At 74.2% G+C, this 24,193-nt stretch carries 24 protein-coding genes; 13 read left to right on the forward strand and 11 right to left on the reverse strand.

Annotated features, from left to right (window positions below; translation table 11 throughout):
• Positions 1-64: 64 nt before the first annotated feature.
• The 3 genes from AB0H57_RS23830 to AB0H57_RS23840 form a co-directional block, all read right to left on the reverse strand.
• Positions 65-1,573 carry a S8 family serine peptidase gene (locus tag AB0H57_RS23830; RefSeq protein ID WP_357509929.1) on the reverse strand — a complete coding sequence of 503 codons (1,509 nt, stop codon included), beginning with the start codon at positions 1,571-1,573 and terminating at the stop codon, positions 65-67.
• Between the two features lie 146 nt (positions 1,574-1,719).
• The gene (locus tag AB0H57_RS23835; RefSeq protein ID WP_357509931.1) at positions 1,720-2,589 is read right to left on the reverse strand and encodes an NAD(P)H-hydrate dehydratase; all 870 of its coding nucleotides are present in this window, start codon (positions 2,587-2,589) and stop codon (positions 1,720-1,722) included.
• Positions 2,573-3,304, reverse strand: a complete 732-nt coding sequence (locus AB0H57_RS23840) for a histidine phosphatase family protein (RefSeq protein WP_357509933.1) — start codon at positions 3,302-3,304, stop codon at positions 2,573-2,575. Before AB0H57_RS23840 ends, AB0H57_RS23835 begins: the two co-directional genes overlap by 17 nt.
• Positions 3,305-3,434: 130 nt before the next feature.
• Between AB0H57_RS23840 and AB0H57_RS23845 the strand changes: the two genes are divergently transcribed.
• The 3 genes from AB0H57_RS23845 (at position 3,435) to AB0H57_RS23855 (ending at position 5,156) form a co-directional block, all read left to right on the forward strand.
• The gene (locus tag AB0H57_RS23845) at positions 3,435-3,665 is read left to right on the forward strand and encodes a hypothetical protein (protein ID WP_357510004.1); all 231 of its coding nucleotides are present in this window, start codon (positions 3,435-3,437) and stop codon (positions 3,663-3,665) included.
• 140 nt (positions 3,666-3,805) lie between these two features.
• On the forward strand, positions 3,806-4,132 hold the full coding sequence (locus tag AB0H57_RS23850; protein ID WP_357509935.1) for a hypothetical protein: 327 nt from the start codon (positions 3,806-3,808) through the stop codon (positions 4,130-4,132).
• A 52-nt stretch (positions 4,133-4,184) separates the two neighbouring features.
• Complete coding sequence (locus tag AB0H57_RS23855) at positions 4,185-5,156, forward strand: DNA primase small subunit domain-containing protein (RefSeq protein WP_357509937.1); 972 nt, start codon at positions 4,185-4,187, stop codon at positions 5,154-5,156.
• 4 nt (positions 5,157-5,160) lie between these two features.
• Here the strand turns inward: AB0H57_RS23855 and AB0H57_RS23860 are convergent, their stop codons facing one another.
• On the reverse strand, positions 5,161-5,667 hold the full coding sequence (locus AB0H57_RS23860; protein ID WP_357509939.1) for an Lrp/AsnC family transcriptional regulator: 507 nt from the start codon (positions 5,665-5,667) through the stop codon (positions 5,161-5,163).
• Positions 5,668-5,773: 106 nt separating this feature from the next.
• Between AB0H57_RS23860 and pdhA the strand changes: the two genes are divergently transcribed.
• From pdhA to AB0H57_RS23885, 5 genes are all read left to right on the forward strand, one after another.
• Positions 5,774-6,967 (forward strand): pyruvate dehydrogenase (acetyl-transferring) E1 component subunit alpha, encoded by a 1,194-nt coding sequence (pdhA, locus tag AB0H57_RS23865; RefSeq protein WP_357509941.1) that lies wholly within the window; start codon positions 5,774-5,776, stop codon positions 6,965-6,967.
• Positions 6,967-7,971: an alpha-ketoacid dehydrogenase subunit beta gene (locus AB0H57_RS23870; RefSeq protein WP_357509943.1), complete on the forward strand. Its 1,005-nt coding sequence runs from the start codon at positions 6,967-6,969 to the stop codon at positions 7,969-7,971. The genes pdhA and AB0H57_RS23870 overlap by 1 nt, the downstream gene beginning before the upstream one ends.
• A 53-nt stretch (positions 7,972-8,024) precedes the next feature.
• A complete protein-coding gene (locus AB0H57_RS23875) occupies positions 8,025-9,422 on the forward strand; it encodes a dihydrolipoamide acetyltransferase family protein (RefSeq protein WP_357510006.1) in 1,398 nt (465 codons plus the stop codon).
• Positions 9,423-9,540: 118 nt separating this feature from the next.
• Entirely contained in the window at positions 9,541-11,220 is a 1,680-nt protein-coding gene (locus tag AB0H57_RS23880) for a right-handed parallel beta-helix repeat-containing protein (protein WP_357509945.1), read from the forward strand.
• 341 nt (positions 11,221-11,561) lie between these two features.
• Positions 11,562-12,821 carry an Ig-like domain-containing protein gene (locus AB0H57_RS23885; protein ID WP_357509947.1) on the forward strand — a complete coding sequence of 420 codons (1,260 nt, stop codon included), beginning with the start codon at positions 11,562-11,564 and terminating at the stop codon, positions 12,819-12,821.
• Between the two features lie 68 nt (positions 12,822-12,889).
• Here AB0H57_RS23885 and AB0H57_RS23890 read toward each other — a convergent pair whose 3' ends face one another.
• On the reverse strand, positions 12,890-13,924 hold the full coding sequence (locus tag AB0H57_RS23890; RefSeq protein WP_357509949.1) for an SMP-30/gluconolactonase/LRE family protein: 1,035 nt from the start codon (positions 13,922-13,924) through the stop codon (positions 12,890-12,892).
• Positions 13,925-14,134: 210 nt separating this feature from the next.
• Here AB0H57_RS23890 and AB0H57_RS23895 point away from each other — a divergent pair, with 210 nt between their 5' ends.
• A complete protein-coding gene (locus AB0H57_RS23895) occupies positions 14,135-14,485 on the forward strand; it encodes an STAS domain-containing protein (RefSeq protein WP_357509951.1) in 351 nt (116 codons plus the stop codon).
• Positions 14,486-14,528: 43 nt separating this feature from the next.
• Here AB0H57_RS23895 and AB0H57_RS23900 read toward each other — a convergent pair whose 3' ends face one another.
• Both AB0H57_RS23900 and AB0H57_RS23905 read right to left on the reverse strand, forming a co-directional pair.
• Entirely contained in the window at positions 14,529-14,906 is a 378-nt protein-coding gene (locus AB0H57_RS23900; RefSeq protein WP_357510008.1) for an FKBP-type peptidyl-prolyl cis-trans isomerase, read from the reverse strand.
• 145 nt (positions 14,907-15,051) lie between these two features.
• The gene (locus tag AB0H57_RS23905; protein ID WP_357510010.1) at positions 15,052-15,600 is read right to left on the reverse strand and encodes a DoxX family membrane protein; all 549 of its coding nucleotides are present in this window, start codon (positions 15,598-15,600) and stop codon (positions 15,052-15,054) included.
• A 225-nt stretch (positions 15,601-15,825) separates the two neighbouring features.
• On the opposite strand from AB0H57_RS23905, the gene AB0H57_RS23910 reads away from it, so the two are divergent.
• On the forward strand, positions 15,826-16,524 hold the full coding sequence (locus AB0H57_RS23910) for a CBS domain-containing protein (protein WP_357509953.1): 699 nt from the start codon (positions 15,826-15,828) through the stop codon (positions 16,522-16,524).
• Between the two features lie 27 nt (positions 16,525-16,551).
• On the opposite strand, the gene AB0H57_RS23915 is transcribed toward AB0H57_RS23910, so the two are convergent.
• Positions 16,552-17,268 carry a helical backbone metal receptor gene (locus tag AB0H57_RS23915; RefSeq protein WP_357509955.1) on the reverse strand — a complete coding sequence of 239 codons (717 nt, stop codon included), beginning with the start codon at positions 17,266-17,268 and terminating at the stop codon, positions 16,552-16,554.
• A 26-nt stretch (positions 17,269-17,294) separates the two neighbouring features.
• Positions 17,295-18,407: a DICT sensory domain-containing protein gene (locus AB0H57_RS23920; RefSeq protein ID WP_357509957.1), complete on the reverse strand. Its 1,113-nt coding sequence runs from the start codon at positions 18,405-18,407 to the stop codon at positions 17,295-17,297.
• 123 nt (positions 18,408-18,530) lie between these two features.
• On the opposite strand from AB0H57_RS23920, the gene AB0H57_RS23925 reads away from it, so the two are divergent.
• Positions 18,531-19,406 carry a hypothetical protein gene (locus AB0H57_RS23925; RefSeq protein ID WP_357509959.1) on the forward strand — a complete coding sequence of 292 codons (876 nt, stop codon included), beginning with the start codon at positions 18,531-18,533 and terminating at the stop codon, positions 19,404-19,406.
• Between the two features lie 244 nt (positions 19,407-19,650).
• On the opposite strand, the gene AB0H57_RS23930 is transcribed toward AB0H57_RS23925, so the two are convergent.
• Positions 19,651-19,896, reverse strand: a complete 246-nt coding sequence (locus AB0H57_RS23930; RefSeq protein ID WP_357509961.1) for a hypothetical protein — start codon at positions 19,894-19,896, stop codon at positions 19,651-19,653.
• A 25-nt stretch (positions 19,897-19,921) separates the two neighbouring features.
• On the opposite strand from AB0H57_RS23930, the gene AB0H57_RS23935 reads away from it, so the two are divergent.
• Entirely contained in the window at positions 19,922-20,986 is a 1,065-nt protein-coding gene (locus AB0H57_RS23935; protein WP_357509963.1) for a hypothetical protein, read from the forward strand.
• A gap of 152 nt (positions 20,987-21,138) precedes the next feature.
• On the opposite strand, the gene AB0H57_RS23940 is transcribed toward AB0H57_RS23935, so the two are convergent.
• Positions 21,139-21,486, reverse strand: a complete 348-nt coding sequence (locus AB0H57_RS23940) for an Lsr2 family protein (protein WP_357509965.1) — start codon at positions 21,484-21,486, stop codon at positions 21,139-21,141.
• 284 nt (positions 21,487-21,770) lie between these two features.
• Between AB0H57_RS23940 and lon the strand changes: the two genes are divergently transcribed.
• On the forward strand, positions 21,771-24,107 hold the full coding sequence (gene lon, locus AB0H57_RS23945) for an endopeptidase La (RefSeq protein WP_357509967.1): 2,337 nt from the start codon (positions 21,771-21,773) through the stop codon (positions 24,105-24,107).
• The last annotated feature ends 86 nt before the right edge of the window (positions 24,108-24,193 follow it).

The raw sequence follows: 24,193 nt of genomic DNA on the forward strand, positions 1-24,193 counted from the left end.
AGCTGCGAAAACGGGTGGGCCCGGCGCTGTCGCGCCGGGCCCACCCTGATGCTGCAACCGCTACCTACTTCACCACGTTGAATGCGTCCACGATGCCGGCGCCGTAGAACCCGTTGCGCTCACCGCCGGAGCAGTAGGACGGGCCGATGTTCTTCGGCGTGACGGCCGGCGGGACCGCCGGCGGGTAGTCCGGCACCGGGTCGTAGACCCGGCCTGCCGGGCAGGCCTGGGCCACGGCCGTGCGCTCCAGGAAGGAGGCGAGCTGACCCGGCGTCATGCCGGGGTGCGCCGACAGCGCCAGCGCCGCGACGCCGGCCGCGTGCGGACCGGACATCGAGGTGCCCTGCTTGTACCCCCACCCGTCGGTCTTCGTGCGGGTGTTGAAGGTGGTCGACAGGATCTGGTCCGCGGTGGTGGGGACAGCGCCCCGGGTCCGGATCCGGCTGTCGCCACCCGGCGCCGTCACGTCGATGACGCCCTGGCCGTACGAGGAGTAGAAGCTCTTCTCTCCGGTCGGGCCGACCGCACCGACGGTCACCACGCCCGGCACCTCGGCCGGCAGGTCGAGGCAGGCGTTGGTGAGGTCCTGCCGGTTCTCCGGCGTCCCGTTGTTCGGGCTGTCGGTGTCCGTGATCTTGTGCGCGAGGTCGTAGTTGGAGTTGCCCGCGGACGCCACGTTCAGCACGCCCTTGGACTGCGAGTAGCGGATGGCCCGCTGCACCGCCTGCCACACCGGACGCTGACGCGCGTCGTTGCGGCAGTTGAGCTCCCACGGGTCGATGTAGTAGCTGTTGTTGGTCAGCTGCATGCCGTGGTCGGCGGCCCACAGGAAGCCGCAGATCGCGGCCTCCGGGTAGATGTACTGGTCGTCGTTGACCACCTTGACGGCGGCGACCTTGACGCCCGGCGCGATGCCGGTCACCCCGACGCCGTTGACGGCGGCGGCGATGGTGCCGGCCACGTGGGTGCCGTGGTCGCTGGTGGTCGGGTTCCACGCCGCCTCGGAGGTGTCCGAGACACCGCCGACGCACGAGGTGGACTTGTCCTTGGCGATCTGGGTCGCCAGGTCGGGGTGGGTGCTGGAGATGCCGCTGTCCAGCACGCCGACGACGACGTTCGGGCTGCCGGCGTTGACCGCGTGGGCCTGCGGGACGTGGATCATGTCCATGTCCCACTGCTGGCCGTACATGGGCTCCTTGGTCGGGTCGCCGGTCGCGGCGGCGACGTCGGCCGCGGAGACCTCCACGGTCTCGCCCTCGTCGAGGGCGGTGCCCAGGCCGGCGGTGGACGCGACCGACTCCACGCCCGCGCCCGCCACCTGGGTGGCGAAGTTCGGGTTGGTGGAGCGGGCAACGAGCACGCCGATCTGGTCGTAACTGGCCACGACGGTGCCCTTGGCGGCCGCCACCCGGGCGGCGGCCTTGTCGGTCTTGCCGCCCTGCGGGGCGAGGACCAGGAACGTCGTGTCCGGGCCCACGGCCGCCGCCGGTGCCAGCCCGCCCGTGAGGGCGAGACCGGCGCCGAGCGTCGCGGCGGACGCGGCGGCCAGTGTCTTGCGACGGAGGTTCTTCACACAGACTCCAGAGGGGCCGATCCGGCCGGTTCGCCGCCTGGCTGGCGGCGCTTCCGGCGGAGAACGAGCAGGTCGCACGCTCTCGGGAGGTTAGCGTAGGGATTGTCTGTGGTGTTACACACGGCCGAACGGATGATGAACCTCCGTCATACGGTGGCGAGCGTGTGTGGTATCTCGTCCAGCAGTTCACGGGCCAGGAAACCGATCCGGCCGTATCGGGGGACCAGTCGCTGGCCGCTGACCGCGTGGGCGAACGCGGCCCAGCAGGCGGCCTGGGCGGGCGGCACACCCCGCGACAGCAGCCCGGCCAGCAGCCCGGCCCGGACGTCGCCGCTGCCGGAGGTGCCCAGCCCGGCGTCGCCGCTCTCCTCCCGCCAGCCCTGCCCGTCCGGGGTGGCGATGTGGCCGTACAACGACACCACCGCGTCGTAGCGGTGGGCCAGCTCGACGGCCTCCGCGTCCAGGTCGTCGCCGAGCTCCCGGTCGAGCAGGTGCCGGGCCTCGGTGAGGTTCGGGGTGAGCACCGCCGGCCGGCCGGAGCCGACCAGCAGGTCGGGGGTGTGGCTCAGCGCCCCCAGGGCGTACGCGTCGAGCACCAGCGCGGTCTCCGGGCCGGTCGCGTCGAGGATCAGCCGCAGCAGTTGACGGGTCTCGTCGATGTCGTTGAGGCCCGGGCCGACCGCCACCACCGTCGCCTCCCCGGCCAGCTCGCCCAGCCGGTCACCGGCCCGCCCGGCGACCGCGCCGGTCGGGGTCTCCGGCAGGCCGACCACCAGCGCCTCCGGCACCTGGATGCTCAGCGCCGCCGCGGTCGACTCGGCGGCGGCGAGCTGGAGCACACCCGCCCCCGCCCGCAGCGCGGCCACCCCGGCCAGCAGGACCGCTCCCGGGGCGAAGCGGGAACCACCGACCACCAGCACCGTGCCCCGGGCGTCCTTGCCGCCGGACGGTACGGGCAGCGCCCAGCCGCGCAGCAGCGCCGGGGTGATCACCGGCGGTTCAGACCGGTTCGGCATGGACCTCGTCCTCTCTGGTCGGCCGGGCGCCCTGCTGCCGCAGGTGGTCGACGGCGTTGAAGATCTCCGGGACCAGGCGGCCGTCGGGGGCCGCCGACCAGCCGGTCACCGAACAGTTGGCGATCACGTGTTCCCCGGTCAGCGCCATCAGCTCCGCCTCGGTCAGCCCTTCCACCAGATAGCGGAGCAGGAAGACCAGCGCGTCGTGGCCGAACAGCAGCACCCGCCGGCCGGGATGGTCGCGGCGCAGGTCGGCGAGGAGGGTGCGCAACCGCAACGCCACGTCCGTCCAGGACTCGCCGCCCGGCGGCCGGTAGTAGAACTTGCCCAGCCGGGCCCGGCGGGTCGCCTCGTCGGGGAAGCGCCGGCGCACCCCGTGCCCGGTCAGGCCGTCGAGGATGCCCAGCTCCCGGTCGCGCAGCCGCTCGTCCCGGCTGGCCGGCACGCCGGTGCCCGCCAGCGCCAGCTCGGCGGTCCGCACCGCTCGCAGGTACGGCGACACCACCGCCAGGTCCGGCCGGCGCGCCTCGGGCAGCCCGGCCAGCCAGCGGGCGGTGGCCCGGGCCTGCTCCTCGCCGGTGGCCGACAGCGGCACGTCGGCGTCCCGGTGGGTCAGCTCGATCAGCTCGGCGCCGGACTGCTCGGCCGCGGTCGCCGCCACGTTCGCCGTGCTCTCGCCGTGCCGGACGATCCAGAGGGCTGCCAGTTCCGCCATGCGGCCACCCGTACCCGAGCGGGCCGTGCGGTAACCGCTCGGTCCGGGCCCGGCGGGGCGTGAACGGGGTGCCGGCGGGTAAGCGGGGGGCACCACGACAGCGACTTGGGGGAGGTGTGCCGTGGCCACGATGGTCAGGGAACCGGCCAGCCCGGTGAAGGACAAGAACTACGACCTGATTCACGCGGTGCAGATGTCACTGAAGCACATCTGGCAGATGGAGACGTACATCGCCGACGCGGACGCGCGGGGCGACTCGGAGCTCGCCACCTGGTTCCGCAAGATCCAGGAGAACAACCGCAAGGCGGGCGAGCAGGGCAAGAAGCTGCTGAAGGATCGGATGATGCAGGAAAAGGGCTGAGCCGGACGGCGGTGACCGGGTGGGGAGATCCCCGCCCGGTCACCGGCGCGTGCGCGCAGCGGGGCAGCGGCGGCGTGCGTCCCGGGTGCACCATGTCAGGTACGGCCGGCGCCGGCCGTACCGACGGGGAGGTGTGGCCGATGACCGTGCTGCGTGGGCTGCGGGAGGCCCTGGTGTTGATCGTCATCGTGGCGGCGCTCGCCGCGCTCGGCGTCGGGGTCTGGGGGGCCGTCTCCGGTGGCGGATTCGTCCACCGGTTCGGCATCACGCTGGTGGTGCTCGCCCTGCTGCTGGGGATCACCGGCGACCTGACGCTGAGCCGGATCGGCATGCTGGACGCCCGGACCACGTTCGGCCTGCCGCCGGAGCGGGAGGACGGCGGCGGCGGGCGGGTGCTCACCGGGGTCGGCGTCTTCCTGTTCGTGTCCATCCCGTTGCTGGTGGTCGGCGCCATGCTGGCCGGCTGACCACGCCCGCGTCGGCCCACCGGTCGGGTCCGGGGCCGCTACGGTGTGAGGCGTGGCGACAGCGGCCGAGGAGATCCGGGTGGGGGAGCGGGTGGTCCGCGTCTCCAGCCCCGACAAGCCGTACTTTCCGGAGCGCGGTCTGACCAAGCTGGACGTGGTCCGCTACTTCCTGGCGGTGGGGGACGGCATCCTGCGCGCCCTGCGCGACCGGCCCACCATGCTGGAGCGCTGGCCGCGTGGCGTCTTCGAAGGCGCGCAGATCGCCACCCGCCAGACCAACAAGGGCGACGCCTTCTACCAGAAGCGGCTGCCGGCCGGTGCGCCCGACTGGGTGCGCACCGCGCACATCACCTTTCCCAGCGGCCGGACCGCCGACGAGGTGGCCCCGAGCGAACTGGCGGTGGTGATCTGGGCGGCCAACCTGGGCACGCTGCGGTTCCACCCGTGGCCGGTGTCGGCCCCCGACGTGGAACGCCCCGACCAGCTGCGCATCGACCTCGACCCGATGCCGGGGGTGGACTTCGCCCAGGTGGTGCCGGTGGCGCACGAGGTGCGCGCGTTCCTCGACGAGCTGGGGCTGGTCGGCTACCCGAAGACCACCGGCGGCCGGGGCCTCCACGTCTACCTGTCGATCGAGCCGCGGTGGAGCTTCGGCGAGTGCCGGCGGGCGGTGCTGGCGCTGGGCCGGGAGATGCAGCGCCGGCTGCCGGAGCTGGTCACCACCACCTGGTGGCGGGAGCAGCGGGACCGGCCGGTCTTCGTGGACTACAACCAGATGGCCCGGGACCACACCATGACCTCGGCGTACTCGATCCGGCCGACGCCGGCCGCGCTGGTCTCGGCCCCGCTGGACTGGTCGGAGCTGGACGACGCCCGGCCGGCGGACTTCGACGTGCTGAGCATGCCGGCCCGGTTCGCCGAGCGCGGCGACCCGCACGCCGGCCTGGACGAGCGGCGCTTCTCGCTGGAGCCGCTGCTGGAGTTGGCCGACCGGGAGGGGCTGGCCGCCCCGCCCGAGCGCTGAGCGCCTACGCCCAGGGGTTCTGCGCCCCGCCGAACTCCTCGAACACCAGCCAGGTGCGCGTCGACAGCACCCCGGCGATGCTCTGCACCCGCTCCAGCACCACGTTGCGCAGGGTGGCGTTGTCCGGCGCCCGGACCAGCGCCAGTACGTCGTGCTCGCCGCTGAGCAGCGCCACGTGCTCGACGTAGCGCACCCGGGCCAGCTCCTCGGACACCTCCCGCCAGGTGTTCTGCTCGATGGTCAGCGCGATGTACGCCGAGGTGCCCAGCCCGGCCGGCTCGGGCGCCACCTGGGCGCGGAACCCGGTGATGACGCCCTCGCGCAGCAGCCGTTCGACCCGGGCGTACGCGTTGGTGCGGGAGACGTGCACCCGTTCGGCGAGGGTACGGATCGACATCCGGCCGTCCCGGACCAGCTCGGCGAGGATCCGCCGGTCCACCTCGTCGAGCGGGCCGGCCGAACGTCCCGTTCCGCCCGGCGTGCCCGCCTCCGGGCTGGTCTCCTGGCTCACCCTGCCCCCTTTCGGATGCCATTCGTCCCACGTTCATCCTGGATCTTGAGTCAATCATCCGACAGCAGGAGCATAAGGGCCACCACACGTCCAGGAGGTCCCCGTCGTGACGACCACACCCCAGGCGGTCCGCAGGGCATCCCCGCGCTCCCGCCGTTCGGCCGACGCGCCGGTGGCCACCGCCGCCGCGCCCGTCGCCGACCCGTCGGCCGGGCTGCTGCCGGCCGCCGAGCCGGTCCGCCTGCTCGACCCGAACGGCACCCCGGTGCCGCCCCGGGACGACTACCCGCAGCCGCCCGTGGCGGCGCTGCGCGAGCTGTACCGCCGGATGGTGGTCGGCCGCCGCTTCGACGTCCAGGCCACCGCGCTGACCAAGCAGGGCAAGCTCGCCGTCTACCCGTCCTCGCGCGGCCAGGAGGCCTGCCAGGTCGGCGCGGTCCTCGCCCTGCGCGACACCGACTGGGTCTTCCCGACCTATCGCGAGTCGATGGCGCTGACCGCCCGGGGCATCGACCCGGTCGAGGTGCTCACCCTGCTGCGCGGCGACTGGCACTGCGGCTACGACCCGGCCGCGATGCGCACCGCGCCGCAGTGCACCCCGCTGGCCACCCAGTGCGTGCACGCCGCCGGCCTGGCCTACGGCGAGGCGTACCAGGGGCGGGACACGGTGGCGCTGGCCTTCATCGGTGACGGCGCCACCAGCGAGGGCGACTTCCACGAGGGGCTCAACTTCGCCGCCGTGTTCAAGGCCCCGGTGGTCTACTTCGTGCAGAACAACAAGTACGCGATCAGCGTCCCGCTGTCCCGGCAGACCGCCGCGCCGAGCCTGGCGTACAAGGGCGTCGGCTACGGCGTGCCCAGCGAGCAGGTCGACGGCAACGACCCGGTCGCCGTGCTCGCCGTGCTCACCCGCGCGGTGGAGCACGCCCGGTCCGGCCGGGGGCCGTTCCTGGTGGAGGCGCACACCTACCGGATGGAGGCGCACACCAACGCCGACGACGCCACCCGGTACCGCGACGGCGCCGAGGTCGACGCCTGGCGCGACCGGGACCCGGTCACCCGGCTGGAGACGTACCTGCGCGAGTGCGGCGAGCTCGACGACGCCGCCGTGGCGGCCATCGCCGAGGAGGCCGAGGCGTACGCGGCCGACCTGCGGGAGCGGATGCACGACAAGCCGGCCGTCGACCCGATGAGCCTGTTCGACCACGTCTACGCCGAGCCCACCCCGCAGCTGGTCGAGCAGCGGGAGCAGGTCCGCGCGGAACTGGCCGCCGACTCCGACGAGGAGGGTGCGCGCTGATGGCCACCACCACCATGGCGAAGGCGCTCAACGCGGCGCTGGCCGACGCGATGGCCGACGACGAGCGGGTGCTCGTCTTCGGTGAGGACGTCGGGCAGCTCGGTGGCGTCTTCCGGATCACCGACGGCCTCCAGGCCCGGTTCGGCGACAAGCGCTGCTTCGACACCCCGCTGGCCGAGTCCGGCATCGTCGGCTTCGCCGTCGGCCTGGCGATGACCGGGCTGCGGCCGGTGGTCGAGATGCAGTTCGACGCGTTCGGCTACCCGGCCTTCGAGCAGATCGCCTCGCACGTGGCGAAGCTGCGCAACCGGACCCGGGGCGCGCTCAGCGTGCCGATGGTGATCCGGGTGCCGTACGCCGGCGGGATCGGCGGCGTCGAGCACCACTGCGACTCCTCCGAGGCGTACTACGCGCACACCCCGGGCCTGAAGGTGGTCACCCCGGCCACCGTGGAGGACGCGTACTCGCTGCTGCGCGAGGCGATCGAGGACCCGGACCCGGTCGTGTTCATGGAGCCCAAGAAGCTCTACTTCTCCAGCGCCGAGGCGGAGCTGCCGGCGCGTACCGCGCCGTTCGGCAAGGCCGTGGTGCGCCGGGCCGGCGCCGACGCCACCCTGATCGCGTACGGCCCGGCGGTGCCGGTCGCGCTGGAGGCCGCCGAGGCCGCCCGCGAGGAGGGCTGGGACCTGGAGGTCGTCGACGTACGCAGCATCGTGCCGTTCGACGACGACACCGTCACCGCCTCGGTGCGCCGGACCGGCCGGTGTGTGGTGATCCAGGAGGCGCAGGGCTTCGCCGGGGTCGGCGCGGAGATCGCCGCCCGGGTGCAGGAGCGCTGCTTCCACGCCCTGCACGCCCCGGTGCTGCGGGTGTCCGGCCTGGACATCCCGTACCCGGCGCCGATGCTGGAGCACACCCACCTGCCCTCGGTGGACCGGGTGCTCGACACGGTGGCCCGGCTGCAGTGGGACGACCAGCCCGACGGCCGGTGGGTGGCGGCATGAGCGAATGCACCGAGCGAAGCGAGGGCCGTGAGGGCATGCCCGGCCGGCACGGCATGAGCACCGCCGTCGGCACCCGCGACTTCCTCCTGCCCGACCTGGGCGAGGGGCTGAGCGAGGCGGAGATCGTCGAGTGGCGGGTCGCCGTGGGCGACGTGGTCACCGTGGACCAGACCGTGGTGGAGGTGGAGACCGCCAAGGCCGTCGTCGACGTGCCCTGCCCGTACGCCGGCCGGGTCGTGGCCCTGCACGGCGCGGCGGGTGAGGTCCGCCCGGTCGGCCAGCCGCTGATCACCATCGCGCCGCTGGACGGCGCGGACGGCGACGACCCGCACGCCACCTACCGCGAGGAGGAACGGGCCGGTTCGGGCAACGTCCTGATCGGCTACGGCACCGGCCACGGCGGCGCCGGCCGGCGCCGCCGCCGGCCCCGGCTGGCCCTCGCGCCGGAGCCCGCCGGCGGCGCGGCGGCGGACCGGCCGACCGTGGCAGGGCCGGCCGGGCCCGCAGCGGGCGGGGCGGCCGAGCCGTCCCGGCGGGACGAGCCGACCGCCGCCCGCGCCGCCGGGGCGCCGCTGGTCATCTCGCCGATCGTGCGGCGGCTGGCGAAGGAGCGCGGCGTCGACCTGGGGTCGCTGACCGGCACCGGACCCGGCGGGGTGATCCGCCGCGCCGACGTGGAGGCGGCGCTGAGCACGCCGGCCCCGCGGCTCACCGCCGTGCCCGACGCCCCCGCCGCGCACCTCGGGCTCGCCGGCGACGGCGACACGGTCATCCCGCTCACCGGCATCCGCAAGGTGATCGCGGACAAGTTGTCCCGCAGCCGGCGGGAAATCCCCGAGGTGACCATCTGGGTGGACGTGGACGCGACCGGGCTGCTGGCGACCCGGGCCGCCATCAACGCGGCCACCCCCGACCAGCCGGTGAGCGTCCTGGCCCTGCTGGCCCGGATCTGCCTCAGCGGACTGCGGAGGTTCCCCCAACTCAACGCGCACGTGGACACCGAGGGGCAGCGGATCGTCCAGTCCGCCGGGGTGCACCTGGGCATCGCCGCGCAGACCGACCGGGGCCTGCTGGTGCCGGTGCTGCGCGACGCGCACCGGCTCACCACCCGGGAGCTCGCCGCCGCGCTCGCCGACACCACGGCGGCGGCGCGGGCCGGCACCCTGCCGCCGGCCCGGCTCACCGGCGGCACCTTCACGCTGAACAACTACGGCGTGTTCGGTGTGGACGGTTCCACCCCGATCATCAACCACCCGGAGGCGGCGCTGCTCGGGGTGGGCCGGATCGTGGACAAGCCGTGGGTGGTCGACGGGCAGCTCGCGGTGCGCAAGGTGACCCAGCTCAGCCTCACCTTCGACCACCGGGTCTGCGACGGCGGCGTGGCCGGTGGCTTCCTGCGGCACGTCGCCGACTGCGTCGAGCAGCCGGCGCTGCTGGTGGCGAATGTCTGACCCGCCACGGCCCGGCCCCGGCACCGCCCACCCTCCGGTGCCGGGGCCGGGGTCGTGGCACCGGGAGTTTCCTCCGGCCCCGGGCGGGAACGCTGGCCCGGTCGTAGGGGGAGGAACGATGACGTTCCCGCACATCGCCTCCGGGGGCGGGGGGAGCACCCATCCGGTGGCCGGCGCGCCGCTGCTGTGCAACGCGCTCGAACACGGCCTGACCGGAGACGGCAGCGCCAACGACCAGCCGGCGCTCGCCGCGCTGGTGGACCGCCTCGGGGACGCGTACGCGGCGGACGGGCGGGCGCGGGTGATCTACTGCCCGCCCGGCGTCTACTCGATCCGGGACGCGGGCACCGTCTGGCGGGCCGGCGTGTCGCTGGTCGGCGCCGGCCCCGGCGCGACCCGGTTCCTGCTCAGCAACGCCGGCAACCGCGCCGACCCCACGCCGCTGGCGTTCTACACCGCCGCGCTGCACGACGCCAATCCGCAGCGCCACCTGGAGTACTGCACCTTCGCCGACTTCGAGATCGACGGTTCCGGGGTGGCGATGGCCGAGTACAACCCGCTCGCCAAGGGACTGGGCCTGCAATACGTCGTCCGGGGCGTGTTCCGCAACCTCTACATCCACCACACCGCCGCCACCGGCCTGGGCTGCGACTTCCTCCAGGACTGCCTGATCGACGGGGTGCTGGTGGTCGGCTGCGGTCGGCTGGACAACGGCACCGAGATGGGCGGCGCGGGCATCGGCATCGGCGTGGGCGGGTGGGGCAGCGTCGAGCGGGCCAACGTGGTCAACTGCTCGGCTGTCGGCAACGCCACCAACGGCATCTTCTTCGAGTTGCAGGTGGAGGGCGCGCTGCGCCCCCGGGGCCTGCGGGTGATTGGCTGCCACGCCGAGGGCAACCGGTTCGGCATCTCCGACTGGGGCGCCAACGGGCTGATCGTGTCGGCCTGCACGATGACAGGGAACGTGGAGGCCGGCTTCCACGTCTCGGCCAAGGGCACCACCGGAACGGCCGGTCGGGGCGGCATCCTCAGCGACTGCGTGATCGACGGCAACCTGCGCGACGGGATCAGCATCGGCAACACGCCCGGCCCGTACACCATCCGCGGCAACCGGATCAGCGGCAACGGGCGGTACGGCTACCACCAGCGCAGCCTCGGCGACGACAAGCAGGAGTGCGCCCGGGAGATCGTCATCGACGGCAACGACTTCTACGGCAACAGCCTGGACGCCGTCCGCCTCGACCGGCCCATCCGGGACGCCCTGATCACCAACAACCGGATCCGGGCCAACGGTCGGCAGTGTGGCACCGGCACCCGGGGCGGCGGCGACTCGGTCCGGTACAGCGAGAAGAGCGCCGTCGACCGCCGCGCGAGCTGGCAGCACGACGAGCACCGCGGCAAGGTGCTCCGGGTGCAGGACCGGGTCGCGGTGGTGGCGGCGAACGACTCGACCGACCTGCACCTGGCCCCCAACCGGCCGGGCGCCTTCACCGCGTGGAGCGCGGACACCCCCGTGCCCGGCACCCCCTACGAGCTGTCCGCGGCGCCGGGCGTGCGGGCCGGCATCACCGTCAACGCCGCCCTGGACTCCGCCACCATCCGGGCCAACCGGATCTGGGACAGCCACGAGCCGCAGACCCAGACCCACGGGATCTGGGTCACCGAGCGGGGCAGCTGCGTGTCCTGCCGGGTCGAGGAGAACGACCTCGCCGGCAACGCCGAGGCCCCGATCCGGCTGGACACCCCGCCGGTGGGCGGCCGGTGGGAACGCAACCACGGCGACGAGGTGCGGGACTGAACCCGCCCGGCCCCCGGTGGCGGTGCCGGCCCCCCGGGCTCACTGGATCGGTCGGAACGGGGCGCGGGGCGCCGGAGCGGGGCGAGGCGGTCCGGGTGGACCCGGACCGGTCCCGAGCGGTTGATCCGGGTCGCCCGGGGGCGGCACGGGCCGATCGCCCCGGCTGGGGACGGCTCCGTCCGGGACGGGACCAGGCGGTCGCAAAGCACATTCGAACCCCATTATCGAGCAATTAGCGAAACAGTGCCCCGCGACCTTCGGCAATTATTCGGAAGCGCGTACCCGCGGTTCGGTGAGCTGCTCACAATGGGCAGGAATGCAGCCGGAACGGGGAGCGCGTGATGAATTTGAGGCGAGGGGTGGGACTGCTCGCGGCGGCCGTCGTCATGGTGCCGACGGGATGCACCGCGCAACGGAAGGCGGCCGACCGGGCCGACGCCCGGGACCAGCCGGTCGCGGTCGCCGTGACGCCGGCCGACAAGACCCGGGACGTCCCGATCAGCGCCGAGGTGGGAACCTCGGTCCAGCACGGCCGCATCACCGCGGTGAAGCTCACCGACGACAAGGGCAAGCAGGTGACCGGCGAGCCCCGCGAGGACGGGTCGAGCTGGGTGCCGAGCAAGCCGCTGCAGAACGGGCGTACGTACACCGCCGAGGTGACCGCCACCGGGGCGAAGGGGCGCACCGCCACCCGCGCCACCACCTTCACCACCGCAAAGAAATCCGACAAACAGGCGGTCACCAGCGTTCTCTATTTCGCCGGGAACCAGACGTACGGAACGGCGATGCCGGTAACCGTCGCCTTCGAGCCGGGAATTCCCAAAGAGGCCAGGGCGGCGGTGCAACGACGCCTGTTCGTGAAGACCGACCCGCCGCAGCCGGGCACCTGGTCGTGGCTGGAGGACGGCACCCAGGTCTACTACCGGGCCCCGGACTTCTGGCGGCCGGGTACGAAGATCAGTGTCCGGTCCGCCCTGGAGGGGCTGCCGATCGGCAAGGAGTACGTCGGCGACAGCGACCGGAGTTCGGCCTCGAAGATCGGCCGGCAGGTCAAACTGGAGATCGACAACGCCACCAAGCAGATGTCGGTCTTCCAGGACGGCAAGCTGACCCGCAAGATCCCGGTCAGCCTCGGCAAGCCGAGCACGCCCAGCTCCAGCGGCAAGATGGTGATCATGGAGAAGCACCAGCAGACCACCTTCGACACCCGCGGCGAACCCGACGGCGGCTACGTGGTGGACGTGGAGGACGCCCAGCGGTACACCTGGGGCGGCGAGTTCATCCACGCCGCGCCGTGGTCGGAGGGGGACCAGGGCTACACCAACGTCTCGCACGGCTGCGCCAACGTCTCCTCCACGGCGGCGGACTGGCTGATGGGCGTCACGCAGGTCGGTGACCTGATCGAGGTCAAGGGCACCGAGGTGCCGCTGCGGCCGGGCAACGGCTGGACGGCCTGGAATGTCGGCTGGGACGAGTTCGCCAAGGGCAGCGCCCTGCCGGTGCCCGCCGGGTTGAAGCCCTCGCCCACCCCGACCACGCCGCACCCCGGTGCGGTGGCCGGCGGCTCGCCGGAACCGGCCCCATCGGGCAGCGGCGGCTGACGGCACAGGGGAGGAACGGCCGCGAACCGGCCGGCTCGGCGCCGCGGGCGCCGGGCCGGCCGCGCCGGTCAGTCCAGCGGGACCCGGGCGATCGCGGAGCCGGTGAGGCTGCCCAGCCAGAGCTGGTCGTGGTGCTGCCGTACACCGGTGATCATCGGGTACCGCCCCGTCGGGCCGTGCAGGCTGCGCAGCACCCGGCCGTCGCCGTCGACCAGCGCGACCAGGCCGTACCGGGCCGGGCGGGGCTGCGCGGCGGTCGGCAGCAGCGCCACCAGCTGGCGGACCCGCGGGTGCGGCAGGAGCCGTTCCACGATCGGCCGGCGCGGGCTGGGCAGGGCGATCCAGTACGTCCCGTCGCCCACCGCCGCCAGGTTGTCGGGGTAGGCGGGCAGATCGGCCAGCACGGTCACCGCGCCGTCGGGCAGGCCGACCCGCAGCAGCCGGTGGGTGGCGGTCTCGGCGACCAGCAGCGCGGCGCCGTCCGGGGCGAGCGCGATGCCGTTGGGGAAGTACAACCCGGCGACCACCACCTCGGTGCGTCCGGAGCCCGGCTGGTAGGCGAGCACCTTGCCGTTGGGGCGGTGCTCCAGCAGGTCCCGCCGCCAGTGCTCGACCGGGAACCGGTCGCTGCTGTCGGTGAAGTAGATCGTCCCGTCCGGCGCGACCGTGGCGTTGTCGGCCAGGTGCACCGGCGACCCGGCCCCGCTGAGCCGGCGTACCGCCCCGTCGGGCGTGACCCGCAGCAGGCCCCGGTACGCGTCGCAGATGACCAGGCTGCCGTCGGTCGGGTCCAGCTCGATGCCGAGCGGCCGGCCGTCGGTCTCGGCCAGCAGCCGGGGCCGGGTGCCCGGCTCGGCGTCCGCGGGCCACCACCACAGCCGGCCGTCCTCGTCGCCGCTGATCACCCGGCCGTCCGGGTCGACCAGCACGTCCTCCGGCCCGCGCGCGCCGGCCGGCAGCGGGAACGTCTCGGCCGCGTCGAGCCGGCGGTCCGCCGGCGCCCACGGCCCGTCCAGCGGCGGGGGTACGGTGGCCGGCTCACGGACCGGCCGGATCAGCCGGGGAGCGCGGGGGCGGGGCGTACGCGGGCGGGGAAGGGCCATCCGCTCATTCTGGCCCGGCGACCCGGCCGGCGCGGACCGGCGGCGCGTCCGCCGGCCGGGCGTGTCGCGTCCCGGGCGACTCGGCCGGCGAGCCGGGCCCGTCCGGCGTCGGGGTGCGCCCCGAGGCGTCTCCGGGGCGACCCTGGACCTTCCCGGAGACGGGCGTCTCAGCCGGCCGAAATTGTCGGTGGCAGGGGATAGATTCGGGACATGGAGCAGCACAGCGACCGCTTCGAGGTCACCGTCGGCGTGGGGGACGGGGCCGTCGACGTGTGGGCCGTCGGCGAGGTCGACATCGCCACCGTCGGTGCGCTGCGCGCCGCGCTCTGGGCGGCTCCGCCCCGGCCGGTGCTCCGGCTGCACCTGGCCCGGGTCCCGCTGCTCTCCGCCGCCGGGATCCGCGCGGTGGTCGCCGCCCACCTGCGGGTGCGGGCGCGCGGCGGCGAGCTGGTGCTGGTCGACCCGACGCCCACCGTGCTGCGGGTGCTGCGCGCCACCGGCCTGCACCGGGTGCTGGAGATCCGCACCTGCGGGGCGGGCGAGGTGGCGCTCGCGGCGTGACGCCGGGCCGACCGGCGCCTGATCCTGCGGCTGCCGTCCCGGGTCAGCCGACGCCGAGCAGGTCGACGACGAAGACCAGGGTCTCGTTCGGCTTGATGGCGCCGCCCGCGCCCCGCGCCCCGTAGCCCAGGTGCGGCGGGATGGTCAGCTTCCGCCGGCCGCCGACCCGCATGCCGACCACGCCCTGGTCCCAGCCGGCGATGACCCGGCCCGCGCCGAGCGGGAAGGCGAACGGCTCGCCCCGGTTCCACGAGGAGTCGAACTCGCCGCCGGTGGAGTGCGCGACCCCGACGTAGTGCACGGTGGCCAGCTGGCCCGGCTGCGCCTCGGGGCCGTCGCCGACAGTGAGGTCCTCGACGACCAGTTCGGCCGGCGGGGCACCCTCGATCGGGCCGACCTCCGGCTTGCCTGCCTGGGGCATGTTCATGCGCGCTCTCCCACCTCGGTGACGTCTGCGGTCCAGAGTCGATCCTGCCGGATAGCGGAGCGCCGATACCCGCCGGTCCCGGCGGGTACGCGCGAAGCGGGCGCCACCGTGTCGGTGACGCCCGCCCCGGGGAGGGTGTTCAGCGCAGCCAGGGGAACCGCGCGACGATCGGCAGCCTCTCCCACGCCCGGCCGAGGCCGAGGGTGTGCCCGGCGTTGACCAGGACCAGCCCGGCCAGCAGACCCGCGTAGATCAGGTGGTCGTCCACGACCGGGTTGTTCTCGGGGGGCAGCACGGCCGTCCACATCATGACCAGCAGCAGCGCGCCGGTGACCGCGGCGATCCGCGTCCCGATGCCGAGGATCAGGGCCACGCCGATGCCCAGCAGGCCCAGCATGAACAGCCAGTCCGCCCACGCCGCGCCGGCGATGCCGTGGTAGAAGCCCTCGAACGGGCCGGCGACGCCGAAGGCGAGGAAGCCCTTGGTGGGGCTGCCGCCGTTGAGCCAGGCGTTCTTCTCCGGGGTGGCCTGGCCCAGGCCGAACAGCTTGTCGACGAACGCCCAGAGGAAGATCCAGCCCAGCGCGATCCGGAGTCCGGCGAAGACGTACCGGGCGGCCTTCTCACGGATGGTCTCGGCCGCCGGAACGATGCTGTTGGCGGTGGTCCGCTCGATTGTCGCGGTCATGGTCTCCACGTCCCTTCCTGTGCCTCGCACCGCGCTTCCCGGTGGCAACTCCATTGCACGCCCGCCGGCGCCGGCGGGGCAGGGCCGACCAGACCCTGCCGACCCGGGACCTTCGACCCCGATCCGACCGGTCCGGTCGGCCGTGCGGCGGTGGTCCGGCGCCTCTGACCGGCCCGCCCGGTGTGCGCCTAGCGTCGTCGGTGGGAACTCGGCGAGGAGGCCGTCATGAGGACGTGGCAGGTAGGCGACGTGATGACCAGGGACGTCGCGACGGTGGGCGAGGAGACGCCGTACCGGGAGATCATCGACGTGCTGATCCGTCGGGGCGTCAGCGGGGTGCCGGTGGTGGACGGGTTTCGGCGGGTGCTGGGCGTGGTGTCCGAGGTGGACCTGCTGCACAAGGTCGAGCACGCCGGGCGGCCGGACGAGCGGCGGGTCTTCGAGGGGCGCCGGCGGCGTACCGCGCGGGAGAAGGCCGCCGGGCTGGTGGCCCGGGACCTGATGACCGCGCCGGCGGTCACCACGGTGCCCGGGGCGTCGCTGCCGGCTGCGGCCGGGCAGTTGGACCGGGAGGCGGTCAAGCGGCTGCCGGTGGTGGACGATCTCGGCCGGCTGGCCGGCATCGTCACCCGCGGCGACCTGCTCCGGGTGCACCTGCGCACCGACGCGGAGATCCGCGAGGACGTGGTGCAGGAGGTGCTGCGCCGGGTGCTGGCGGTGCGCGACGGGCTGGTCACCGTGCAGGTCCGCGACGGGCTGGTCACCCTGGACGGCCGGCTGGACCGGCGTACCGCGGTGGACCTGGCCGGCCGGCTGGCGGCGCAGGTCGGCGGGGTGGTCCAGGTGGTCAACCGGATCGGGTACGACGTGGACGACACCGCCCTGGTCGGGCTGCCGCCCGGCCCGGTCACCCCGGTCGCCTGAGCCCGGCCCGCCGGGCCCGGGGCCCGCTCAGCGGGCCCGGGCCAGCGCGGCGGCCAGCACGGCGGGCGCCTCGGCGAGGCTCGGTCCATACCAGGTGAGGTGCCGGCCGGAGACCAGCGCGCACGGGACACCGGGGAACGCCTCCGGCCCGTCGTCGGCGGTGAACCGGTACGGCTCGTCCGGCAGCACGACCAGCTCGGGCCGCCGTCGGCGCAGCTCGTCCAGGCTCGGACGGGGGTAGCGCTCGGCATGGTCGGCGTAGCGGTTGGCCACGCCGAGGCGGCTCAGCACGTCCCCGGCGAAGGTGTCCGCGCCCAGCACCACCCACGGCCGGCGCCAGACCGGCACCACCGCCGTGCGTACCTCGGGCAGGGTGGGCGGCGCGGCCCAGGCCCGCCGGGCGGCGGCCAGCCACGCCGGCTCGCCGGGGGCGCCGAGGTCGGCGAGCAGGCCGGCGAGTTCGTCCAGGGCCGCCGGCACCGTACGCGGGTAGGTGACCCGCACCGGCACGCCGGCGGCGGCGAGGGCGTCCGCGTCCTCCCGACGGTTCTCCTCGACGTTCAGCAGGACCAGGTCGGGGCGCAGCGCCCGGACCCGGTCCAGATCCGGGTACTTGCTGCCACCGACCCGGGCGACGTCCAGCCCGGCCGGGTGGGTGCACCAGTCGGTGGCGCCGACCAGCACGCCGGGCAGGGTCACCGCCACCGCCTCGGTGAGCGACGGCACCAACGACACGACCCGCACCCGTCCTCCCTCTCCGGCCCGCCGGGTCAGCCCCGGCCGGCGGCGGCGCTCTGCCGGGCCAGCGTGGCCACCGGCACCCCCTCGCGGGCCGCCCAGTCGACGGCGTGCCGCACCTCGGCCAGCGGCAGCGGCCGCCGGTCGGTGACGGCCACCGCCGCGTGCACCGCGTACGCCACGAACGGGTACGACCGGGCCAGGCCGGCGAGCGACTCGTGCACCCGGCCGGCCACCGCCACCGCCTGCTCCTCGGTCAGCGCCGGCAGGACCAGCAGGTAGTCCTGTTCGGCGAGGCGCACCGCCCGGTCCACCGGCCGCAGCACCGAGGCCAGCGCGCCGATCACCGCCTGGGTCTCCCGGGCCACGCTGCGCCGACCGAACCGCTCCGGGGCGCCGGCCGGCTCCGCCACCCGCACGCCGATCACGGCGACGGCCAGGGTGCCCGAGGCGGTGACTCCGTCGGCGACCGTCCAGCGGTGCATCGCAGGCTCGTCCAGCAGCGCCGGCCGGTCCTCGGCCGACGGCTCCACCCCGGACGGCACCGGCCGGCGGCGCGCCCGTTCGGCCCGGGCGGCCATCAGCCGCAGCGCCGCCTCGGCCCGGCTCTCCCCGGGCGTGGCGGGCAGCTCCCGTACCCGGTGCAGCACCGCGTCCCAGCCGGCGAGCGCCGCGGCGGGCAGCCGGTCGGCCAACCGGTCGCGCAGCCGCAGCGCCTCGTGCAGCGCCTCGTCGCGGCGGAAGCTCCAGCCGGCGTCGAAGAGCCGGCCGGCCTCCAGGGTCGACGCCGGCTCCACCTCGCCCCGGTCGTACGCCACCAGGGCCGCCCCGAAGCGCGGGGTCAGCGCCACCACGCTCCACTCCCGGGCCAGGTCGTCCGTCCCGGCCAGCGGCACGCCCGTGACGCCGGGTGGCAGGTCGGCCGGGAGCTGCTCGACCATGCCGACCACGGTCACCGCGGCGGCGCCGGCGATGCGGGCGTAGCGCAGGCGTTCCCGTTCGAAGTAGGGCCGCCGCTGGAACAGCGCGACGACCAGCAACGGGCCGTCCTCGGTGGTGGCCAGCGCGGCCTGCTCGATGGCGTGCGAGACGGCGACGAGGCTGCTCTTGGTCGACCGGCGCGGGTCCCGTCCACTGTGCGGCACCCGGTGAGCCTAGATAACCGCCGCGGCCAGCGCACCTTGGGCGGGGTCCGCACCGGCACGCCGACCAGCATGATCGACGACCTAGACTCGGGCCGGTCGACCGACCCACGGATGGATCCCGCGATGATGACGAGCACCGGCAGTGACGCCTGGCTGCGTCCCCTCACCGCCGGCCCGGAGCCGGCCCCCACCCGGGCCGGCCAGGTGGTGCACGCCGAGCGCCGGCTGGGCGAGCTGGTGACCGGGCGCCCGCCCGGGATCACCGGGCACCAGTGGAGCTCCGCGATCCGGGAGGCGTTCGCCCACGTGGTCTGCGACGCCGGGACCGGGCTGCCGGTGTTCGCGGTGGCCGTCGTGCCGCCGGCGCCGGCCGGCTCGCCGCAGCAGCGGGTCGAGCGCGCCACGAACGCCGTCTGCGCGGCGGCGGGCCTGCCGCTGTTGCGGATCGAGACGTCGACGCTGCGCCCCGCGGAGCACGGCCGCCGCATCGCGGAGTACGTGATCGACGCCCGCCGGTACGCCGTGGGCGTCGACGCCGACGGCGAGGACGCGGGCACCGCGTCGGTGGGGTTCCGCGACATCGTCGGCCGGCTGCCCGACGGCCGTGAGGGGCACGTCAACGACCTGGGTGCGCTGGCCCGGGCCGCGGCCGTCCAGGCGTACGTGGGCCGGGACCTGGCCGACCCGATCGTGCGCGGCCTGCACGTGCGCTGGCGCGGCGGGCCGGCGGAGGGCTGGAGCTGGGTCGAGGTGCGCCCGGGCCGGTGCCTGGTGGAGCGGGTGCGGATCACCGAGCAGCGGTTCTCCTGTGGGGTGGACGGCGCCCGGCTGGCCGAGGACCTGGCGGCCGCCGCCGTGGGCGAGCGGCTGCGCGACCTGACCGGGGTGGCTACCGACCTGACCGGCCGCGACGAGCTGCGCGGCGCGATCGTCGCACTGCGCGACCGCGGCGACGAACTGGTGAACGGCTTCGCCTTCGCGCACCTCTGCGCCGACTGACCGGACCTCCTCCGGCCTCCGGAAAAACTGCTCGTGAATTTCGCGAACTCCGGTTGAACCGCCGCCGGCCGCTCTCCGTACTCCTGCCCGAATGGACGCAGATCTTTCCAGTCGCGCCGTCAGGCGCGGCGGCGGTGCGGAAAGGGCATCGTCGGTCATCGACGTGCGGCCGGAACGGCGCCGTGCACCTCGCCGGGGTATGCCACACCCCGAATTCGCCTCCGCCGGCGGGGTCACGAGTCAACTACCGGATCGAGAAGGAGAGCAATTCGATGCGCAGGTCCACACGGGCGCGCCGGTCATCCGGTAACGCGCGGAGCAAGCGACGACTGCTGGCTGTCGCCGGCACGCTCGCGGTCTTCGGCGGGATCGTCGCCGTGACCCAGATCTCGTCGGCCCACGAGCGGCCCACGAGCACTCGCGCGAAGCCGGTCTCGTGCGCGGCGCCCAGTCCCGGTTCGACCTCGCCGAGTGGTCGGGGCAGCACCACGCGGACCTGGCAGGACGGTCGCTGGGTGCGCAACCACTGGGGCGACGGCCAGATGTCGGTGACCGAGTGTCAGGAGAGCAGGCCCGGCGGGGGGACCGCCCCGGGCGCCAGGCCCACCGTCGCGTGCCCGGACGTGGCCGGGGCGCTGCCGCAGGTGCCGGCCCGGGCCCGCAACGAGGTCGACCGCAACCTGGCCCTGTTGCGCCAGCAGATCGCCGAGGCGAACCGGCGGCTGGCCGGCGACGGCGGCAACGGTCAGGACTTCATCGTCAACGCCGTCCTGCGGCCGCTGGCGGACAAGCGGCGGGCGACGTTGAACCGGATCGCCACCGCCATCGGCCGGGTGGCCCAGCGCCCGGAGGGCCTGGACCAGCTCGCCGAGTGCGCGCTCGCCGACGGCGGTAACACCGGTGGCAACACCGGCGGTGGGAACACCGGCGGTGGGAACACCGGCGGTGGGAACACCGGCGGCGGAGACACAGGCGGTGGGAACACCGGCGGAGGCAACACCGGCGGTGGGAACACCGGTGGCGGCAACGGCAACGGGCTGGAGGTGCTCGCCAAGGACTGCACCAACAGCGGGTTGCAGCCGCACGACGGCTTCCAGAACGGCAACCGGTGCGTGGGCACCGCCTTCGGTGAGGTCGGCGCGGCGGCCAACAACCCGTCGCTGCTCATCACGCAGTTCCCCGAGCAGGTGGGGCAAGGCCAGGCCTTCACCCTGCGGGTGACCACCCGCAACCTGGTCCGGGACCGGTTCCTCGCCGCCGGGCAGGGCGGCTACTACCAGGAAACCTCGCTGCTCAACGACCAGGGGCTGGTGCGGGGCCACTTCCACACCGCCTGCCGGATGTTGCAGAGCGACCGCGAGCCGCCGGCGCCGCAGGACGTGCCGGCGTTCTTCGTGGCCACCGAGGACGGGCGGGGCGGCGCCGAGGCGGACGACGTCGTCATCCAGATCCCCGGTCTGCCCCAGTCCGGCACCGCGCAGTGCGCGGTGTGGGCCGGTGACGGCTCGCACCGCATCCCGATGATGGAGCGGGCCAACCAGACCCCGGCCTTCGACGTGGTACGCATCGAGGTGAACTGAGCCGACGTACGCGGCCGGGCGCCCGGGGGAGATTCCCCGGGCGCCCGGCCGTCTCGCCGTGGCCGGACAATTGCGCCCGGCAAAAGGCACACCGTGGTCGCCGCTTTCCCAGCGTGACCGCGGTGTGCCCGAAGGTGACCTTGGTGGAAACCTCAGCGGTTCTTGTATGCCTCGACGACCGAGACGGGGATCCGGCCCCGCTCGGAAATCTCGTAGCCGTTCTTCGCGGCCCATTCCCGGATGGCCCGGTTCTGCTCCCGGTCCATTCCGGCACCGGCGGAACGGCCGGGACGGCGGGCCGTCCGGCCTGCGTCGGCCGGGCCGCGACCGATTCGCCGGCCGGCGGAGATGTACGGGTCCAGGGCTTTGCGCAGAACCCCCGCGTTCTCGTCGGAGACGTCGATGGTGTATGCCACGCCGTCCAGGCTGAACTCGACGGTCCGATCGGCCTTTCCGCCGTCCAGATCGTCGGTCAGAACCGTGATTACCTTCCTTGCCATCGCCAATTACTCCTCGTGTCGGGCGGGGTCTGCCCAAGAGTTTGACGTATGCGCCGGGATAATCGCAACATTACGCGCCAATTCCCATTCGACGGGTGCCGCCCGTCGAGGGAAAGCCGCCCGCTGCCAATCGGCAGGCCCCTGGCCGCCCATTTGCCGGCGGGTGGGCCACCGGTGTGGTTCGCGGCGCCGCGGAGCGTGTCCTGGGTCACACGCCGGAACAACGGGGCACGGTTTGTGACTTGAGCCAGACACGCTCAACTCAACGTGATGGCAGGTGTTCGATGGCAACTCTTCCGGTACTTCCGCTGACCGACGCCGTCCTGCTGCCCGGCATGGTCATCCCGGTGACCCTCGACCCGACCACCCAGGCCGCCGTCGACGCGGCCCGGGCCACCGGCGACAAGAAGCTTCTCACCGTGCCCCGCCTCGACGGCGAGTACGGACCCGTCGGCGTGATCGCCACCATCGAGCAGGTGGGCCGACTGCCCAGCGGCGAACCCGCCGCGGTGGTGCGCGGCCTGTCCCGCGCCCGGATCGGCTCCGGCGTGCCCGGACCCGGCGCGGCGCTCTGGGTGGAGGCCACCCGACTCGACGAACCCGCCCCGGCCGGGAAGGCCCGGGAACTCGCCCGCGAGTACCGCGCGCTGATGACCTCGGTCCTCCAGCAACGCGGCGCGTGGCAGGTCATCGACGCCATGGAGCGGATGACCGACCTCTCCGAGCTGGCCGACTCGGCCGGCTACGCGCCCTGGCTCAGCCTGGCGCAGAAGACCGAACTGCTCGCCGCCCCGGACGTCACCGCCCGCCTCGAACTGCTGGTCGGCTGGGTGAAGGAGCACCTGGCCGAGCAGGAGGTGAGCGAGCGGATCAACACCGACGTGCGCGAGGGGCTGGAGAAGTCCCAGCGCGAGTTCCTGCTCCGCCAGCAGCTCGCCGCCATCCGCAAGGAACTCGGCGAGGACGAGCCGGACGGCTCCGCCGACTACCGGTCCCGGGTGGAGTCCGCCGACCTGCCGGAGCAGGTACGCGAGGCGGCGCTGCGCGAGGTCGGCAAGCTGGAGCGGGCCAGCGACGCCTCACCGGAGGCGGGCTGGATCCGGACCTGGCTGGACACCGTCCTCGAGATGCCGTGGAACACGCGTACCGAGGACAACACCGACCTGGCCGCGGCCCGCGCGGTGCTCGACGCCGACCACGCCGGCCTGGCCGACGTGAAGGACCGCATCCTGGAGTACCTCGCGGTGCGCAACCGGCGCGCGGAGCGCAACCTCGGCGTGGTCGGTGGTCGCGGCTCCGGCGCCGTGCTCGCCCTCGCCGGCCCGCCCGGGGTCGGCAAGACCAGCCTCGGCGAGTCGGTCGCCCGGGCGCTCGGGCGCAACTTCGTCCGGGTCTCCCTCGGCGGCGTGCGGGACGAGGCGGAGATCCGCGGTCACCGGCGCACCTACGTGGGCGCGCTGCCCGGCCGGATCGTCCGCGCCCTGCGCGAGGCCGGCTCGATGAACCCGGTCGTGCTCCTCGACGAGGTCGACAAGCTGGCCGTCGGCTACTCCGGCGACCCGGCGGCGGCCCTGCTGGAGGTGCTCGACCCGGCGCAGAACCACACCTTCCGCGACCACTACCTCGAGGTCGACCTCGACCTGTCCGACGTGCTCTTCCTGGCCACCGCCAACGTGGTGGAGACCGTCCCCGGCCCGCTGCTGGACCGGATGGAGCTGGTCACCCTGGACGGCTACACCGAGGACGAGAAGGTGGCCATCGCCCGGGACCACCTGCTGCCCCGGCAGCTCGAGCGGGCCGGGCTGACCGCCGGCGAGGTGACCGTCGCCGACGAGGCGCTGGCGCTGATCGCCGGGGAGTACACCCGGGAGGCCGGCGTCCGGCAGCTCGAACGGGCCCTGGCGAGGATCCTGCGCAAGGTCGCCGTGGCGCTGGCCACCGACCCGGCCCCGGTCCGCGTCGACGCCGACAACCTGGCCCGCTACCTGGGCCGGCCGAAGCACACCCCGGAGTCGGCGGAGCGGACGGCGGTGCCCGGCGTGGCCACCGGCCTGGCGGTCACCGGCGCCGGCGGTGACGTGCTCTTCATCGAGGCCACCAGCATGGAGGGCGAGCCGGGGCTGACCCTGACCGGCCAGCTCGGCGACGTGATGAAGGAGTCGGCGCACATCGCGCTGTCGTACCTGCGCTCCAATGGGCGGCGGCTCGGGCTCGACCCGAACGCCCTCGCCGGGCGGCGGATCCACCTGCACGTCCCGGCGGGCGCGGTGCCCAAGGACGGCCCGAGCGCCGGCATCACCATGGTCACCGCCCTCGCGTCGCTGGCCAGCGGCCGGCCGGTACGCCCCGAGTTCGGGATGACCGGCGAGGTGACCCTCTCCGGCCGGGTGCTGCCCATCGGCGGGGTGAAGCAGAAGCTGCTCGCCGCACACCGGGCCGGCCTGACCGAGGTGATCATCCCGAAGCGCAACGAGCCGGACCTCGACGACCTGCCCGCCGAGGTACGCGAGGCGCTGACCGTGCACCCGCTCACCGACGTGGCCGACGTGCTCGCCCTGGCGCTGCGCCCGGCCGACGTCGACGCGGAGACCCTGGGCGGCACGCCGGTGACGGCCGGCTGAACGGGCACTGCCGGTGAGGGCCGCCTGAGCGGCACTGCCGGTGACCGGTGCGCGAACCGGTCACCGGCAGTGCCATGCCGGGATCG

The organism is Micromonospora sp. NPDC050686, assembly GCF_040654475.1.
In the GTDB taxonomy this organism is placed as follows: domain Bacteria; phylum Actinomycetota; class Actinomycetes; order Mycobacteriales; family Micromonosporaceae; genus Micromonospora.